The 15422-nt window shown below is 58.4% G+C and carries 11 protein-coding genes and 1 tRNA gene; 5 read left to right on the forward strand and 7 right to left on the reverse strand.

Annotated features, from left to right (window positions below; translation table 11 throughout):
- Nucleotides 1-11: 11 nt before the first annotated feature.
- From E7002_RS07150 to E7002_RS07160, 3 genes are all read right to left on the reverse strand, one after another.
- On the reverse strand, nucleotides 12-1196 hold the full coding sequence (locus E7002_RS07150; protein ID WP_303728175.1) for a DUF3662 and FHA domain-containing protein: 1185 nt from the start codon (nucleotides 1194-1196) through the stop codon (nucleotides 12-14).
- 153 nt (nucleotides 1197-1349) lie between these two features.
- Nucleotides 1350-3821 carry a carbohydrate-binding domain-containing protein gene (locus E7002_RS07155; protein WP_303728176.1) on the reverse strand — a complete coding sequence of 824 codons (2472 nt, stop codon included), beginning with the start codon at nucleotides 3819-3821 and terminating at the stop codon, nucleotides 1350-1352.
- An 82-nt stretch (nucleotides 3822-3903) separates the two neighbouring features.
- A complete protein-coding gene (locus tag E7002_RS07160) occupies nucleotides 3904-5709 on the reverse strand; it encodes a serine/threonine-protein kinase (protein WP_303728177.1) in 1806 nt (601 codons plus the stop codon).
- A gap of 223 nt (nucleotides 5710-5932) precedes the next feature.
- Here E7002_RS07160 and E7002_RS07165 point away from each other — a divergent pair.
- Nucleotides 5933-6019 (forward strand) — tRNA-Leu (locus E7002_RS07165).
- Between the two features lie 274 nt (nucleotides 6020-6293).
- On the opposite strand, the gene E7002_RS07170 is transcribed toward E7002_RS07165, so the two are convergent.
- A complete protein-coding gene (locus E7002_RS07170) occupies nucleotides 6294-7190 on the reverse strand; it encodes a pyridoxamine kinase (RefSeq protein ID WP_303728178.1) in 897 nt (298 codons plus the stop codon).
- 224 nt (nucleotides 7191-7414) lie between these two features.
- Entirely contained in the window at nucleotides 7415-7609 is a 195-nt protein-coding gene (locus E7002_RS07175; RefSeq protein ID WP_066663711.1) for a DUF6724 family protein, read from the reverse strand.
- Between the two features lie 147 nt (nucleotides 7610-7756).
- Between E7002_RS07175 and serS the strand changes: the two genes are divergently transcribed.
- From serS to E7002_RS07190, 3 genes are read left to right on the forward strand one after another with little or no spacing between them, the layout of a single operon-like run.
- Nucleotides 7757-9040: a serine--tRNA ligase gene (gene serS, locus E7002_RS07180; RefSeq protein ID WP_303728179.1), complete on the forward strand. Its 1284-nt coding sequence runs from the start codon at nucleotides 7757-7759 to the stop codon at nucleotides 9038-9040.
- Nucleotides 9027-9746 (forward strand): hypothetical protein, encoded by a 720-nt coding sequence (locus tag E7002_RS07185; RefSeq protein ID WP_303728181.1) that lies wholly within the window; start codon nucleotides 9027-9029, stop codon nucleotides 9744-9746. Before serS ends, E7002_RS07185 begins: the two co-directional genes overlap by 14 nt.
- Nucleotides 9747-9757: 11 nt before the next feature.
- Nucleotides 9758-10246, forward strand: a complete 489-nt coding sequence (locus E7002_RS07190; RefSeq protein ID WP_303728182.1) for a hypothetical protein — start codon at nucleotides 9758-9760, stop codon at nucleotides 10244-10246.
- 76 nt (nucleotides 10247-10322) lie between these two features.
- Here the strand turns inward: E7002_RS07190 and E7002_RS07195 are convergent, their stop codons facing one another.
- A complete protein-coding gene (locus E7002_RS07195; RefSeq protein WP_303728183.1) occupies nucleotides 10323-10781 on the reverse strand; it encodes a zinc-ribbon domain-containing protein in 459 nt (152 codons plus the stop codon).
- 361 nt (nucleotides 10782-11142) lie between these two features.
- Here E7002_RS07195 and E7002_RS07200 point away from each other — a divergent pair, with 361 nt between their 5' ends.
- Nucleotides 11143-12108 carry a helix-turn-helix transcriptional regulator gene (locus tag E7002_RS07200; RefSeq protein WP_303728184.1) on the forward strand — a complete coding sequence of 322 codons (966 nt, stop codon included), beginning with the start codon at nucleotides 11143-11145 and terminating at the stop codon, nucleotides 12106-12108.
- 220 nt (nucleotides 12109-12328) lie between these two features.
- Here the strand turns inward: E7002_RS07200 and E7002_RS07205 are convergent, their stop codons facing one another.
- Entirely contained in the window at nucleotides 12329-15388 is a 3060-nt protein-coding gene (locus tag E7002_RS07205; RefSeq protein ID WP_369692499.1) for an amino acid permease, read from the reverse strand.
- Nucleotides 15389-15422: the final 34 nt, after the last annotated feature.

The raw sequence follows: 15422 nt of genomic DNA on the forward strand, positions 1-15422 counted from the left end.
GATCCCTTCGTTTAGTTCTGCGTGAACATGAGGTCGGTCATGCCCAGGGAAATGCGGTCGCCTTCGTAGAGCGGCTGCGAGGTGATGCGCTGGCCGTTCACGTAGGTGCCGTTGGTGCTGCCAAGGTCGGTAATGGTCCATACTCCGTTGCCATCGCAGGTGAATTCCGCGTGGCTGCGGCTGGCGTTGATGTCGTCGACTACGATGCCGCAGCCGCTGCTGCGGCCCATGACCATGCGCGATACGGTGAGCGCATAGGCGCGGCCGGTTGCCGTGTTCACCAGGCGTGCGGGGTAGACCGCCGCCGCGGGCGAGGCGTCGTTGAACGTGCGCGTTGCGGGAGCCTGCATGGGCTGCTGGCGCGCAGGTGCGGGAGCGGGCGTGGGGCGTGCTGGGGCGCCGAAGCCTGCGAACTGGTCTTCCTCGGGGAAGCCGCCTGCGTATGCGGGGTCGAGCGGCTGGGAGGTGCGACGGCCGTATCCTTCGCGACCCTGGGCGGAAGGCGTGTAGGCTGCGCCGTTTTCCTCGTAGTTTTCGAAATCCTGGCTATTGAAGGTGTACTCGCCGTAGTCGATGGAACGGTCGATTTCCTCTTCCGGCACGTAGGGAAGCGGTTCCTTGTGCGGAGGCTGCGCCATGGGCGGCTCTGCCGCATAGCCGCCACCAGCGGGAGCGTATGCTTGCTGCTGCTGGTAGGGGGCGTCGTAGCCCATCTGCGGGCCGCGCTGGGGAGCGTATGCCTGCTGCGGCGCGTAGCCTCCCATCTGGGGGCCACCTGCCAGGCCGTAACGCGCCATTTCCTCTTGGCGAAGCTGCGAGATGATGGGTGCCGAGACCATTTCGGCGATGACGTCGAACTTGCCGTGACGCAGCTCCTCGTCAACGATGAAGCGCACGAGCGGCTGGCCGTCCATGACCAGGCCGTTCTCGTTGGCCTTAGCGGCCAGGTACGTTTCGGTTTCGCCTGCCAGCGTGGGGTAGTACCCGAATAGGCGCTGGTCGTCGTCGGGGTTCACCAGGATGGTATACAGCGTGGGGGCGTATTGGCGGCCTGCGCCGACCATCTTTTCGCGGCGCATTGCCTTTTCGGCCTTTTTCGCTATCTGAACAGGAGAGATCGGGGCGTCGAACATCTTGTTCGCGGCGCCTTCCAGGCCGTCTTCCACATGGCCTTCGAATCGCGAGAATATGCCCATGAGTGCTCCTTGTATGCTTCGTTACTGGGTACTTAGTATACGGAGTCTATATTGCCACAAAAGGGTATCAGCGGGGCATTTTCAATGTAACTTACACGGGCGCGCGGCTGGCGAGACGAGACGGCCTCCGCTCGTCTCGCCAGCGTTGGCCCATTACGCGCCGTACCAGCCTATGCCCTCGTAGTTCCACCCGAGTTCGACGAGGTTGTTGGCTTCTGCCGCGCTCGTCGTGTAGTGGTGCGATCCGGTTTTGGCATTAGGGTTGTACAGGCGGTATAGGGGCGTCGTCTTATTTTCGTCGGAATACCAGCCTATGCCCTCGTAATTCCAGCCAAGGCTTACGAGCCAGTCCCGCTCCGATGCGCTCGCGGTGTAGTGGTGGTCTCCTCCGTTGGGGTTGTACAGGCGATAGACGGCGTTTCCGCTTTGGGGCGCTTGCCAGCCTATTCCTTCGTCCGTCCACCCCAGTTTCACGAGATGTGCCTGCTCTTCTGCGCTGGCAGTGTAGAAATGTTCGCCGGAATTGGGGTTGTACAGGCGATACATGGCAACGGTGCTCGTTGCGGAGCTCTGGTCGGAGTTCGTTTCCTCCGTGGTGCCGCCGGAGTTGCTTTCCCCGTCTGTCGCGTCTTGGCCCTGGGAGTCATTTCCGGTGCTTCCGGAGGACGTACCTTGGCTGGTGACGCTCGCGAGCGTGTAGTTCGTGCCGCTCGCTAGCTCGGGTGATGAGTAGATGAGGTAGCTTGCGGAGCCCTTTGCCGTGTAGGTGCTCAATGGCGTGGACGAATCATTCGCCGCATATATGCCAACGGTGTCGCCGGATGAAATACTCACGCTTCCCGAGCTCGTTCGTGGCGTGCTGCCCGAGGGCGTTTGCGCCGTTGCCGTTGCGTTGAGCGTGCTCGATTGGGTGCTGAGGGAAGAATCATCATCCGACGTGAAGGGCCTGAAGCCTCCGCCTGGAGTTCCCCCAGGGGTGCCGCCGGGAGTTCCGCCGCCGTTTCCGCCCCCGAACATCACGTAGGCTTGCGACCCGGACGTGGGCGTTACGGACATGCTGCTTCCGAATGCGGCAAGGGTACCGCCCGTTTGCGTCCAGCCATCGCTGTTCAGGTCGCCGTAATCGACTGCGCCGTTGTCGTTCGAACCTGCGTATACCTCGACGGTTCCTCCGCTCATGATGATGCTTCCGTTGGAATCGAGCCCGTCGCCGCCAGACGCCCGGTTTCCCTCGTCATCGGTTCCCGTAGCCGTGGCGTTAACGAGGATGCTTCCTCCCTCTATGGTGAGCAGGAAGGGGTATGCGTTGGAATTGCTTCCCAGCGTGGAATTGGCGGCGTTAATGCCATCGTCGCTGGTATATAGGTCGATGGCGCCCGAATAGACGGACACGGTGGCCCCTTCGAGCCCTTCAAGCGCATAGCCTATTGTGATGGCGGGCTCTTCGGTTGCCTGGTTGGTTGACCCTATGACGAGGTCAACGTCGGCGTGAATGCCGTCATCATCGGAGGATGCGTTTATGGAGCCGCCCGAAATGGTTACCATGCCGCTTCCGTCGGACGCGATGGTGGTGGAGGTTCCGCTGGTGATTTCGGTGGCATTCGCGTGTATGGCGTCGTCTGCGCAATTGAGCGTGATGTCGCCATCGTTTATGGTAATCGCATGGTCGCTCTTCAGGCCCTTGGCCGATTGCGTGTCCGACGCGTCATCGGGGTCCGCGGGCAAGTCGTTTCCAACTTTGTTCGATCCACCGAACGTGGTTATGTCGATGTTTCCTCCTGTGACGACGAGGTCTCCGGTGGCCTGAATGCCATCCCCGGTTGTGTCGCCTGTGCCCGTTTCTATGGAAATAGTGCCGCCGCTAATGGTAACGGTACCGTATGATTCGCCGTCTACGCTGTTCAGGCCATTGTAGGTGTCGGCCTGAATGCCGTCTCCCGCGCTCTGGATATCTATGTCGCCGCCATTGATGGTTATGGTGCCGCGGCTGCTTGTATCCGTTTCGTCGGGCGCCGCCTTTATACCGTCGTTGCCCGCTTCTATGCTTATGGTGCCGCCGTTGATGACGACGCTGCCGTCGCTCGCAATGCCGTTGTTTGCGGCTTCGATGGCGAGGGAGAAATTGTTCTCCGCGTTGGTGTCGCCGCCAATCGTGACCGTTGCGTCCGTGGCTCCCTTGATGGCGTTTTTACCCGCACTTGTTGCGGTAAGCGTATTGTCGTTTTCGCTTTGTCCCACGATGGTGAGGGACGAGCCCGATTTCGCCTTGATTGCCGCACTGCCGGTAACGGTGTCGTTATTGGCGATAGTACTCGCTCCGTCTGTCACGATGGTAACCGATGCGTTTTTGCCAATCGTAATGGTGTCGGTTCCATCGGCGCTGGTAGCCAGCGAGAGATCGTCTAAGATGAGCGTGACCTCAAGCCCTTTGGCAATGTTGACGGTGCCTTCGCTGCACGAACCCGATAGGGTGTACGTTCCGTCCTCCGTGATTTCCAAAGAGGAGTTTTCTTCGGAAAACGTAAAGGCCGTGCTGCTCGAGTCGAGTGCAAGAGCGTAGGAAGGTGCAATGCCCAGCGCTAATGCGCATGCGATTCCGAATGTGATGGGTGTCTTTGCACGCATGGTTGTCCCCTTTCCCTGTATGGATGAGGAGATTGTCCCATGCGAAGCTTAAATGAGACTTAAATGATGGCAAATGCGCTCGCTATTCTTTGATCCAGGCGGTGAAGAGAGCGACGGCGCATGCTGCCACCAGGCCGAGGACGTCGGTGAACATGGGTGCGACCGACGATTGGCTGCTTGCCATCCATGCTGCCAGGCAGGTTCCTGCGGCAAGGATAAGACTGGCGATGATGGTGCCCGCCATGTACCAGGCGCGCGTCCCGCGCAGCGAGAACCCCGAAGCGGCAAGCGCCGCCGTAAGCCAGGTTGCGCCGATAATCCAGGTGGCGGGGTTGGAGAGCATGAGCCCAAGCCTTCCCAAGTACCCACCATCGATGCCCATCCAGAATGCAATGGGGTTCCAGAATGATAGGCTCGAGCTTCCGAGCGCGCCTAGGAATAGGGCACATGCGAAGCAGAAGATTGTCGTGGAGATGGCGTCTCGTATGCGCAGGTTCAACCCGCATACCAGAGGAGCAAGTGGGGCGCAGCCGATGGCTCCGCCTGTGGGTACGCATGCTGCGGAAGCACCTGCTTCCAGGATGTGAGAGCGTTGCCCCTCTTCGCGGGGCTCGCCCAAGCGAGCATGTCCGCTGATGGCCCACCATGCGATGGAGATGCCCACGAGGAGCATGCCCGCCCCCGTGGCGTTGCCCGCGATGAGCGCGCAGCCGAATATGATGGCGGCAACGGCAATGCCCACACTGGGCAATGCGGCCCCCAGAGCGATGGTGAGTGCGACGAGGCCCCAGAAAGGCGGGGCGGTCATGTCGCCAATGGCTGGCATGTTTGCGAATGCCGCAAAGCCAAGAAGGCCGGAGCCAATGCCCGACCAGGCGCGATATGCGATGCGGCGCGTGCGTTCCTGCAGGCGCTCGGCAAGGGGCAGGCTGGGTGTGGCGGGTTGCTTCGCTTCGCCCGTATCTTCGCAAGCGGCGTCTACGATGCTTGCGAGCTGCTTGTGGCCCGCGCGGGGCGAACCCAGGTGGGGGAGGAATTCCTCGGCGAATTCCTCCACGGAGTCGTAACGTTCGTCGCGGTCGGGGTCGAGCGCGTAGAAGAGCACGTCGTCTGCTTCAGGCGACAGTCCGTCGAGGCAGAGCGATGGCAGTACCAGCTCCGCTTCCTCGATGGCCGTTTGCGCGCGTTTCAAGTCGGGGGCAAAGAAGGGGTTTTCGCCCGCGATCATTTCGTACGTGAGCGCGGCAAGCGCCCATTCGTCGCAGCGTTCGTCGAGGGGCTCCAGCCTCATTTGCTCGAGCGGCATGTAGCCGATGGTCCCGCCACCTGCCTTCGAGAAGCCTTCTGCGTCGGAAAGTTTCGAGAGGCCGAAGTCGGCCACTTTTACTTGCCCCTGATGGTTGATGAGCACGTTGTCGGGCTTGATATCCAGGTGAAGCACCTGGTTTTCGTGGGCCGTCTGCAGCGCGTGAGAAACGTCTTGGAAGATGGCCGCCATGACGTCGGGCGTGAGGTCTTGCGGGAACTCGTCAAGAAGGCGCGTGAGCGTGATGCCGTCTACGTACTCCATGATGAGGTAGGCGGTGCCGTTTTCGGCTTCGAAATCGATGATGCCCACGATGTTGGGGTCTTGAAGCATGGCTGCGGTGCGGGCTTCGTCGAGTCCGGGAATGTCGCTGGCGGAGATGGGCGATCCATCTGGGTCGAGCAGGGAGGAGGCATCGCCGTTTTCCGTGGCTGCCAGGATGCGCTCGTCGATCTGCATGCTCTTCACGGCAACGCGGCGCTTGATGCGCGTATCGAAAGCAACTTGCACGGTACCGAACCCGCCTCGGCCAGCTTCGCCCAGGGGTTTGTATCGGTTGAGTATGAGTTCGCCTTCGGCCACGTGGTTCCTTCGTTTGCGGTGCGTTTTAGTGGTGCATGCCAAGGCATGCGGGCTTTTCTTCGTGGTGTGGTCCACGATTTCGCCCGATAAACGCTGCGTTGGCGGCGAATCGTGCGAAAAATGTGTACCAGGCCATAATAACTTGTTTTTAGCGCTTGCCAAGGGCGACGGCGTACGCTAGTATTCTTTCCTGCCTGTTCGCGGCAAGCGAACGAAGCACCATGCGGGTGTGGCGGAATTGGCAGACGCGTACGGTTCAGGTCCGTATGGGGGCAACCCCATGAAGGTTCAAGTCCTTTCACCCGCACCAAAATGATCGGCGGCCTCCGGGTCGCCGTTTTTGTTTTTCGGGATGGCAAGGTGACAGGGGGACGTACCTACTGTCACCTGGTGATTTCCAAGGTGACAGTAGGTACGTCCCCCTGTCACCTGGGCGTGGGGCGGGGCGTGTTCGCGGGCCTTGTGGGCCCCATCGTGACCGAGCTTTCGTTTTCCGCTCGTCTTCCGTTCGCGCTCTCCGAAATGCAACAGGGGGCGCGAAGTCGAAGTTCCGCGCCCCCTGTTGCTAGCTTTGTGCTATCGGACTACTGCAGCAATTTGGCGATTTCGCCCAGCAGCGGCTCGAAGCTCACGCCGCGGTTTTGGAAATCGGGCTGGTGGCTGGTGACCTTCATGGCGCGTACCACGAAGTCGCTGGCGAAGCGCGTGGCCTCCGCAACGTCGCGGCCGGCCATAACGGCGGCCATCAGGCTGGAAGCAAACAGGTCGCCCGTGCCATGCAGCATGTAGGGGAGCAGTTCGTTTTCGGTGACGGTGAAGTCTACCGATTCGCCCTGCACGTAGTTGTGGATCTTGCCGTCACCGTGGTCGATGCCTTTCAACACGACGTTCTTGGCACCCTTCTCCAACAGGCCGTCGATCATGCTGTGGACGGTATCTTCGGAGATGTCGGCACCCGGCCATTCGATGCCCAGGATGATGGCGGCTTCGGTGAGGTTGGGCGTAAGAATGTCGGCGCCCGCGGCCAGTTCGCTCATGGCCTGGCACAACTCCGGCGTGTAGGTGGGGTATACCTTGCCATGGTCGGCCATAACGGGATCCACCACGCGAATGGCGTTTGGGTACGTTTCGTATACGTCGCGAATGCGGTCTACCTGTTCGGGTGCGCCCAAAAAGCCCGAGTACACGGCGTCGATATCCACGCCGATGCCCTTCCATGCGTTCAGGTAGTCTTCCATGATTTCGGTGGTGTCGTGCATGTACCATCCGGGGAAGGCCGTGTGGCTGCTGAACAGGCCCGTGGGGACGGGGCATACGTCGCAGCCTGCTGCCGAGAGAACGGGGATTGCCACGCCGAGCGAGCATTTACCGTATCCGCACAGATCGTGAATGGCGGCAATGCGAGGAATGTAGGCGCCTTCGCGCTGGTAGAGCGGCTTGTTCAAGGTAATTCCTTCCAGTTTGGTATGATTTCGGCACATTCTACGACTAGGGTACGTTGCAATCAATGCCAAATTGGCTTCGGTTGCGGTTATTTACGTAAATGACTTTATTCGGCTGTAGCGTGTGCGGGCCCGTCCGCGCTTCTCCTTCGGAGCGGGTGTCCCGAAGGGGGATGCGCGGGCGGGTCTCCGGGGCCTTCCGGCGACAAAAATGGGGCGCCCATCGGACGCCCCAAAAGTTCCAGCAGTGTGCGTTGGGAGGATTATTCCTCGTCGTCATCGTCGTCGTCGAAGAAGCTCCAGTCGTCTTCTGACTTCTCATGGTTCTTGTAGATCTGGCGCGTACGGCGTTCCATGATGACGCACGCAATGAGGCAGATGACGATGGTTGCGGCGAACAGTACGCCCAAGCCAGCGTACGATTCGAACAGAAAATGATATACAGCCTCGAAATCCATGCATGCCTCTTACGTTGTAGTTTCAAAGGATAGTTGCTGAATAGAGTATACTATTCCATCGCATTAGCCCAGCGGATTTCGCGGTGCTCTGCCGCAAAACACAACAACCGCGGGCATGTAGAACTATCAGCTCTAGCAGGAGGCATCATGCTCGACGCACGTTTCGTAAGAGAAAACCCAGAACTTGTCGCAACCGCGATGAAGAACCGCAACTTCCCCTGGGATTCTTCACGTTTCAGTGAGCTTGACGAAAAGCGTCGCGCTGTCATTACCGAAGAAGAGGCCCTGCAGGCCGAGCGCAACGCCATGTCGAAGAGCATTGGCGCGCTCATGGGCCAGGGCAAGAAGGACGAGGCCGAAGAGGCCAAGGCCAAGGTTCGCGCCATCAACGAGAAGCTCGACGAGCTCGCCGTTGCCCATCGCGAGGCCGAAGAGGCCATGCATACGCTGCTCATGAGCGTTCCGAACATTCCGCACGAGTCCACTCCCGTGGGCAAGGATGAAACGGAGAACCCCGAGGTGCGCCGCTGGGGCACCCCGCGTGAGTTCGACTTCGAATACAAGGCCCATTGGGATCTTGGCACCGACCTGGGCATAATCGACTTCGAGCGTGCCACGAAGCTTTCCGGCAGCCGTTTCGTGCTGCTGGGTGGCATGGGCGCTCGCCTGGAGCGCGCAATCATCAACTTCATGGCCAACACGCATGCCAGCCGTGGCTTCAAGGAATGGTGGTGCCCCAGCCTGGTGAACCGTGAGACCATGACGGGCACGGGCCAGCTCCCCAAGTTTGAAGAGGACCTGTTCAAGACCAAGGATGAAAGCCTGTACCTCATTCCCACGGCCGAGGTTCCGCTTACGAACATCCACGCCGGCGAAGTGTTGGAAGCCTCCGACCTTCCGCTGTACTATACCGCGTTCACGAATTGCTTCCGCGAGGAAGCCGGCAGTGCGGGCCGCGATACGCGTGGTCTCATTCGCCTGCATCAGTTCGACAAGGTCGAAATGGTGAAGTTCGCCAAGCCCGAAGAGGCCTACGACGAGCTGGAAAGCCTTACGGAAGAGGCGGAATACATTCTGCAGCAGCTGGGTCTGCCGTATCGCGTCATTACGCTGTGCACGGGCGACCTGGGCTTTTCCGCTGCCAAGACGTATGACCTGGAAGTGTGGCTCCCCAGCTACAACGACTACAAGGAAATCAGCTCCTGCAGTTGCTGTGGCGATTTCCAGGCGCGTCGCGCGCACATCAAGTACCGCGACCCCGAGAACTTCAAGGGCACGCGCTATGTGAACACGCTGAATGGCTCGGGTCTGGCTGTTGGCCGTACCATGGCCGCCATCATGGAAAACTATCAGAACGCCGACGGCACCATTACCGTGCCCGAGGTGCTCGTGCCCTACATGGGCGGGGTTACGGTCATTGAGCCGGAGTAATCCCAAAAAGCCCACGCCCCGCAAGCGTTCGAAGGCGAGCGAGGCCAAAGAGAAGAAGGTTCAGGCAAGCGCGCAGGAGGAAACTTCTGCGCGTGCGCATGCTAGGCCCAGCGTTCGCAAGTCCGTGGGCGAAGATGCCAAGCAGCAGGCGCGTCGCGCAACGGTGAACGCTCGGGAGCGTGCTGCGCAGATGCGCTCGCAGCATGAAGCGCGCGAGCAAAAGGCGCAGGCGGTGGCAGAGGCGAAGTCTCAGCAAACGCCCAAGGATGCCGCGCCCAAACGAGCGTCCAAGGTATCGAAGCGCACGAAGATCGTGCTCGCTTGCGTGTTGGCGGTGGTGCTTGCCGTAGGCGCAACAGTGGCGTATTGCGTGTGGGATATCTGGTATCGCTACGACGATGCCGCCGATATCCAAGGCGAATGGATTTCCCAGGAGGGCGCTGCTCTCATTATCGATGGCAGCCAGATGCAGCTTACCGATACCGTTTCATATGCCTATACGATTGATACGCAGGCGAAAACGATATCATTTACGTATGCTAACGCGCAGGGGCAGGCAGCCTACCATTTCAGTCCCGACCGGCAGCAACTGGTTATCGAAGACGGTGGTACGACGGACTGGCTGGTTATCCTGGGCGTTGCCAGCGACAACGCATTGACGGAAACGCCGGGGGCGGGCACAACGGTGCTTACCCGCGTGAACTAGAAAGAGGACCTATGGAAGAAGTGACGTCTCAGGCTCCCATGCAGGAGCAGGAAGGCAAACAGGCGGAGAATGCCCCGCGTGGAAAGCATTCCGTGGCGGGTTTGCCGCTTGTCATCGACCATATTACCGTGCGTTCCGATCGCATGGTGTGCCGCGTGCGCGTAAGCCCTGCGCTGCGTTATACCACGCCGGGCATGGCGCATCGCGCATTGGAGAAGATGCCCAGCCTGGCGCATCATTCTTGCGTGAATGAGAATGGCGATACCTTTGCAAGCGCCATTGAGCATACTCCTTTGCCTCATTTGCTGGAGCATGTCACAATCGACCTGCTTACGCAGCGAACGGAGCGTTCCGACTACGTATACGCGGGCGTGACCGAATGGCTCGACGAAGAGCGTGGCGTTGCGCGCGTGCAGGTATCCATGCTCAGCGACATTGAGTCGTTTGCCGCGTTCCGCGATGCCGCGAATTTCATCAATAACCTCATTGTGGGTGCGTAGCGCATTTGTCCAGATAGAGCGTAAAAAGAGCCACCGGCTTTGCTGGTGGCTCTTTTCGTTGCTATGGAAGACCCTGTTACTTCAGGAGCTTGATCTTTCCCACGAGGGGCAGTTCCGTGAGCTCGCCGTGGTAGGCCTGAACGGTGCCCATGATGCCGACAACGAGCAGGAAGATGGCGAGGATGCCGCCAATGAGGATGATGGACAGGAAAGCTGAAATAATCGAACCGATGAAGATGACGAGCGCCTGGTTCAGATGGTGCTTGATGAAGGGATCGGTGTCCTTGTCGGCCACGCATGCGGCAAAGATGAGGGGGAGCAGACCCCAGTAGACGCTCATGGCCAGGGCGCGCGAGGTGCCGGTGGTCTGGGCGTAGACCTTCTGATTGGCTGCAGGCTGGTAGTTGGGCTGCTGCGGTGCCTCGTAGGTGGCGTTTGCCTGCTGGGCGCTTTTCTGGTTGGGTACGGTCGTACCGCAGGAATCGCAGGTCGAGCTGCCTTCGGCAAGTTGCTTGCCGCAATTCGGACAAAACATAGTTACACTCCTTGCTTCGATGATGCGCTTTTGTCGCGCAAGCAGATAGGGTATCACAACCTGGGAAAATGCAACTTGTGAACGTAGATGGTTGCGAAGGGCGTACTGTTTCTTTTCAAAGGCTTGTATGGCGCACCGGGCGGTTGCGCACGGGTAGATGATTGCCCTTTTCGACCTTTTCCCTTGGGGTGGCAAGAATGAATATGTTTCGGCATAATATGCCCTTGACCAGGCAATGCAACTGCTGGTTGCCAGCTTTTGGCAGTTTGCCAAGCAGGGTGTATGGCCTTTTGCCGTTTGCAACCGCATTATTCTCGGTGCGCGCAACGAACGACAACGCAAAACCGCTAAGGAGTTAGAAATGAAGTTTAGGGACAACCTGTTGCACCTCCGTCAGCAGCGCAACATGACGCAGGAGCAGCTTGCCATGCTGCTGGGCGTTTCCCGCCAGTCGGTGGCGAAATGGGAAGCTGGCCAGTCGACGCCCGATGTCGATAAGCTCATGCGCATGGCCGACCTGTTTGATTGTACGCTCGATGAGCTGGTCTCTGGCGATCTCACGCAGCGTGAGGTCGACGCGCGGGAGGTCATTCCCGAGGGCACGCCCGTAGATGATGTGTGCGGCTACGATGCCCACATGCGTTCGTTCGCCCTGAAAGTCGCGACGGGCGTCGCCATTATCATTGTCGGCTTTGCCCTGGCTGCGCTGTTTGACGCGCTGGCGCTGGGCAGCGTGTCGGAGGCTGCCTCCCCGGCGGCGTTCTTGCTGTGCGTTGCTCTAGGCTTGGCGTTTATCTTGCCGGCGGGCATGGCTCATTCGTCGTTCGCCAAGTCCCATCCCTTCGTGGAGGACTTCTATACCGAGAAGCAGAAAGCTGCCGAGCAGCGTAGTTTCGCTCGCTCCATTACGATTGGCATCGTGCTCATCGTGCTGGGGGTGGCCACTGCTGCGGTTGCGGATGTCTCCTCGAACGATCTTCTGCGCGAGTCTGGTGGTGCGGTAATGCTCGCCTTTATTGCAGTGGGCGTATGGCTCATTGTTCATGGCGGCATCATTCATGGCCTGATGGACGTCGAGAACTACAATCGCGAGCGCGAGGGCGAAAAGAACGAGTACAACGACCCGCGTATCTCGCGTGCATGTGGAATCATCATGCTGGTCGCAACGGCGCTTGGCCTGCTGATGCTCTTCGGCTCCATGGCTGCTTCCGACATGGGTAATGCGACTCTCACTGCCGTCTGCTCGTACTTCTGGGCAGTGTGGCCGATTGGCGGTATTCTGTGCGCCATCGCGTCCGTAGCTATGAAAAGGCCTGAAGCAAAGTAGCCATTCGTTCTTTCAGCTGCCATAACGAAGAACCGCGCCTAGCCCACGGAAGCGCGGTTCTTTTTGGATATGCGAAGATAGCTTGCATCGATGCGCTCTGGCGAATAGCAAGAGAGAAAGGAAAAGCCAAGGCGCTTGTGGGCTTATGCGAAGCCTTTCGCATTGTTGGGATATTGTAGCCCGTTTCGCACTTCCGATTGTACGAAATTGGGGACAGTCATTATTTCCTGCTCGCGGTTTTCTCGTCCTTGTACTTGGCATCTATCTCTTCAAGTGAGAGGGGTTTTGCAAAGTAGTAGCCTTGTAGGATGTCGCAGCCTGCTTCGGCTAGACGCGTTGCCTGCTCCTCGGTTTCCACGCCTTCCGCAAGCGTGCGCATTCCCAGCTTTTGCACCATGAGCACGATGCCCGCAATTACATCCCACGTGCGCGGGTTTTTATCGTCGCGCAGGAATTCCATGTCTAGCTTTACGACATCGAAGTTGAAGTTCTTCAGCGAGTTCAGCGATGAGTATCCGCTTCCAAAGTCGTCCATCCACACTTCGAAACCCGCTGCCTTCAGTTCGTCGACGGCTTCCTGCAGCATTCCCGCATCGCTTATTGCCGCCGATTCGGTGAACTCGATATGTAGCAATGAACGCTCTACTCCCGCTTCATCCGCTCGTTTCGATATTTCGTGCGTAACGTCAAATTTTGCAAGGTCATCCATCGAAATGTTTACGGAAATGGGAACGACGGGGAGACCCTGGCTCTTTTTTCGTGCGAGGTCGGCTGTTACGCAGTCGATCATATGGAGGTCTACCTTGTGCAGAACCCCTGCCTCTTCGAGTACGGGAATGAATTGAGCGGGAGAGAGAAAGCCAACGTTGGGGTCGATCCAGCGAGCGAGTGCTTCTGCGCCGCAGATGCGATGCGTATGGGCATCTACTTCGGCCTGATAATATGGTCTAATCCAGCGATGCTCTATGGCTTCGTCTACCGTTTCCAATACGTATGAGCGCATTTTCACTTCAGCGCCGAGTTCATCATCGTACCAGAGTAATTCCGATTCCCACGACTTCGAATGGCTATCGCAGGCGGTTCTCGCTCGATTGATTCCCGTTGTTGCGATGTCGTCGTCGGGCTGGCATGGAAATACGCCTGCTTTGAGGGGGAGGCGCAATGATTCGTGATACGCGGAGCAAGCTTCGAAGACATTGAACGTTTTGGGTTCGACGTCTTCGAGTGGGGCGATTACGTAGAAATGTTCGTCTGACGCATGTGCGCAGTTTTCCCGTCCGAAAGCGGAGACGAGCTCCTTGCCAATTGCTCGCAGTATCTTGTTTCCGTTTTCATGGCCGTAATTCTCGATGTGGTTTTTGTAGCCCATCAAACGGAATGCTATAAGCGCCGGCGTACCGCCGTTTTCCCGGATGCGCTCGGCGACTTCCGGCGCCGTTTCCAAAAAGCGCATCATGGAGGGGAGCCCCGTTATGGGGTTGGTGTAGATGACAAGCCAGGTCTTGCCCAACTTATCGTCGCTTTCCCGGGCCCATCGTGACACGTGCGCGAAGTTCGTGATGAGCAGAATTGATGCAAGGGTAAAGAGCCCCGCTGCCATGAGCATGGTGATGAGCCTGCGCTTTTGAAGATCCTGGATTTGCTCATGCAGCATGGTCTTGTTCGAGGCAACGGTTTCGTTCGTTTCCGTATTGACGTCATACGACGAGGAAATGGCGGAATCGGCGGTTCGCTCGGATCCCATGAGCGTTTGATCCATCCAGGTAAACCCCACGAACATGACGAGCGACAAAAGGCCAACCCATACGATGGTGGAGCGCCCGAAGCGCTTTTTCTTGTCGTGTGCGAGCAGGATGCGGAACGCGGCAAACCCCAATAGCCCCCAGATGGCAAAGAGGAAGTACGATTCGGGTTCCATGACGTCAGAGGAAATGAGGCCCGAAATGAGCAGGTAGCAGCCAAAAGCAATCATGATCGCCGCACCCAACACTCCTGTGGTGCGCTCGGTGCGCTCGCCGCGCGCACGCGCTATTTTAAAGGTGGAGGCGGAGACGATTGCGTAGATGATGATGGCACCAATAGTGGTTACATCCACGATCCACCCAATGGCCGTTCGGCCAATGAAGGGCACCACGAACGATACAGCTCCTATTGCCAGCAATGCGTTCTGCGGGCTGCCCTGTTTGTTTACGTAGGCTAAACGCCCTGGCAATATGTCATCTTTTGCCAGGGCGTATGCCATGCGGCTGAGCGCGATGACGTTGCCGATGAGGCTTGTGAGAACGAGTGCGAGCAGGGCGAGCATCAGCAAGGCGACTCCGCCATCGCCTAGGAGGGCGTAGGCGGCATAAAACGCGGGCAGTGCTTCGATGCCGCTTAGATTGCCTAGGTCGGAAATGTATTCCAGCCAGTTTGCGTATTGCGGAGGATGCACCATCGTGGACATCAGCATTACGGCGATGTAGAGAATGGTGGTGAACACAATGGACGCAAGGAGGATCTTGAAGAGCTGCGTATGCGGAAAATTGAACTCGGGCGCCGAGTGAGATACGTTTTCGAAGCCTATAAATGCCCAGGGGGAAATGGATGCAATTAGGGCGATTTGCGATAGTTCGGAAGCGTTGGGAACAAAGCCGGGGTCGATGGAGAACGCCGGTGATCCCAGGCGTGACGCACAGGCAATGAATGCCGCTAGGATGCTGATGGTGAACAGCGCCGACATGGCAACCATCGCTCGCATCGTCCACTTTCGCGAACGCATGCAAGCAAGCACGGTAAGGATGATTGCCAGAATCGAGAGTGCGGCTTCGCCCAGGTAGATGTCGTAATCGAAGAGAGTGTAGTGGAAGCCGATTTTCAGTATGTCGCCTGCGAAGTATTGCGTGAACAACGGCAGGGAGGTCACGTTCGCCCAGAATACGGCTATGTACGTTAGGAAGAGGAACCAGGCCGTAAGGAAGCCGTGGTCGTGGCCAAATACTTCTTTCGCGTAGGTGTAGGCGCCTCCTGCGTCGGGAAAGCAGTTCACCATGTAATGGTAGTTCCGCGCGATGACGATCATGATGAGCGCTCCGAGCAGAAGTCCCAGGATGCTTCCCCATGCGCCGGCTTGGCGTAGGTAGCTGCTGGAAGTCACGATGAACGAGCCCCAGCCAATGCTGCAGCCTATTGAGAACGCCCAGACCCCAAGTTTGGATAGGTAGGGCGATAAAGAGGTTTCTGTCGATTCGTCCCTTCCCATGGGAATAAGTGTAGTGCGTTTGTGCCATTTCGGATGCATTTGTGGTGCAAAGGTTATTTTGCGCGGGGAGTGC

The sequence above is a fragment of the Denitrobacterium detoxificans genome, from assembly GCF_015062615.1.
Taxonomy (GTDB): Bacteria; Actinomycetota; Coriobacteriia; order Coriobacteriales; family Eggerthellaceae; genus Denitrobacterium; species Denitrobacterium detoxificans_A.

Bases quoted from the DNA above. Each gene is read 5' to 3' on its own strand.
- E7002_RS07200 (WP_303728184.1), top strand. From the start codon at position 11,143: ATGAAGTTTAGGGACAACCTGTTGCACCTCCGTCAGCAGCGCAACATG.
- E7002_RS07205 (WP_369692499.1), bottom strand. From the start codon at position 15,388: ATGCATCCGAAATGGCACAAACGCACTACACTTATTCCCATGGGAAGG.
- E7002_RS07190 (WP_303728182.1), top strand. From the start codon at position 9,758: ATGGAAGAAGTGACGTCTCAGGCTCCCATGCAGGAGCAGGAAGGCAAA.
- serS (WP_303728179.1), top strand. From the start codon at position 7,757: ATGCTCGACGCACGTTTCGTAAGAGAAAACCCAGAACTTGTCGCAACC.
- E7002_RS07175 (WP_066663711.1), bottom strand. From the start codon at position 7,609: ATGGATTTCGAGGCTGTATATCATTTTCTGTTCGAATCGTACGCTGGC.
- E7002_RS07155 (WP_303728176.1), bottom strand. From the start codon at position 3,821: ATGCGTGCAAAGACACCCATCACATTCGGAATCGCATGCGCATTAGCG.
- E7002_RS07195 (WP_303728183.1), bottom strand. From the start codon at position 10,781: ATGTTTTGTCCGAATTGCGGCAAGCAACTTGCCGAAGGCAGCTCGACC.
- E7002_RS07150 (WP_303728175.1), bottom strand. From the start codon at position 1,196: ATGGGCATATTCTCGCGATTCGAAGGCCATGTGGAAGACGGCCTGGAA.
- E7002_RS07170 (WP_303728178.1), bottom strand. From the start codon at position 7,190: ATGTGCCGAAATCATACCAAACTGGAAGGAATTACCTTGAACAAGCCG.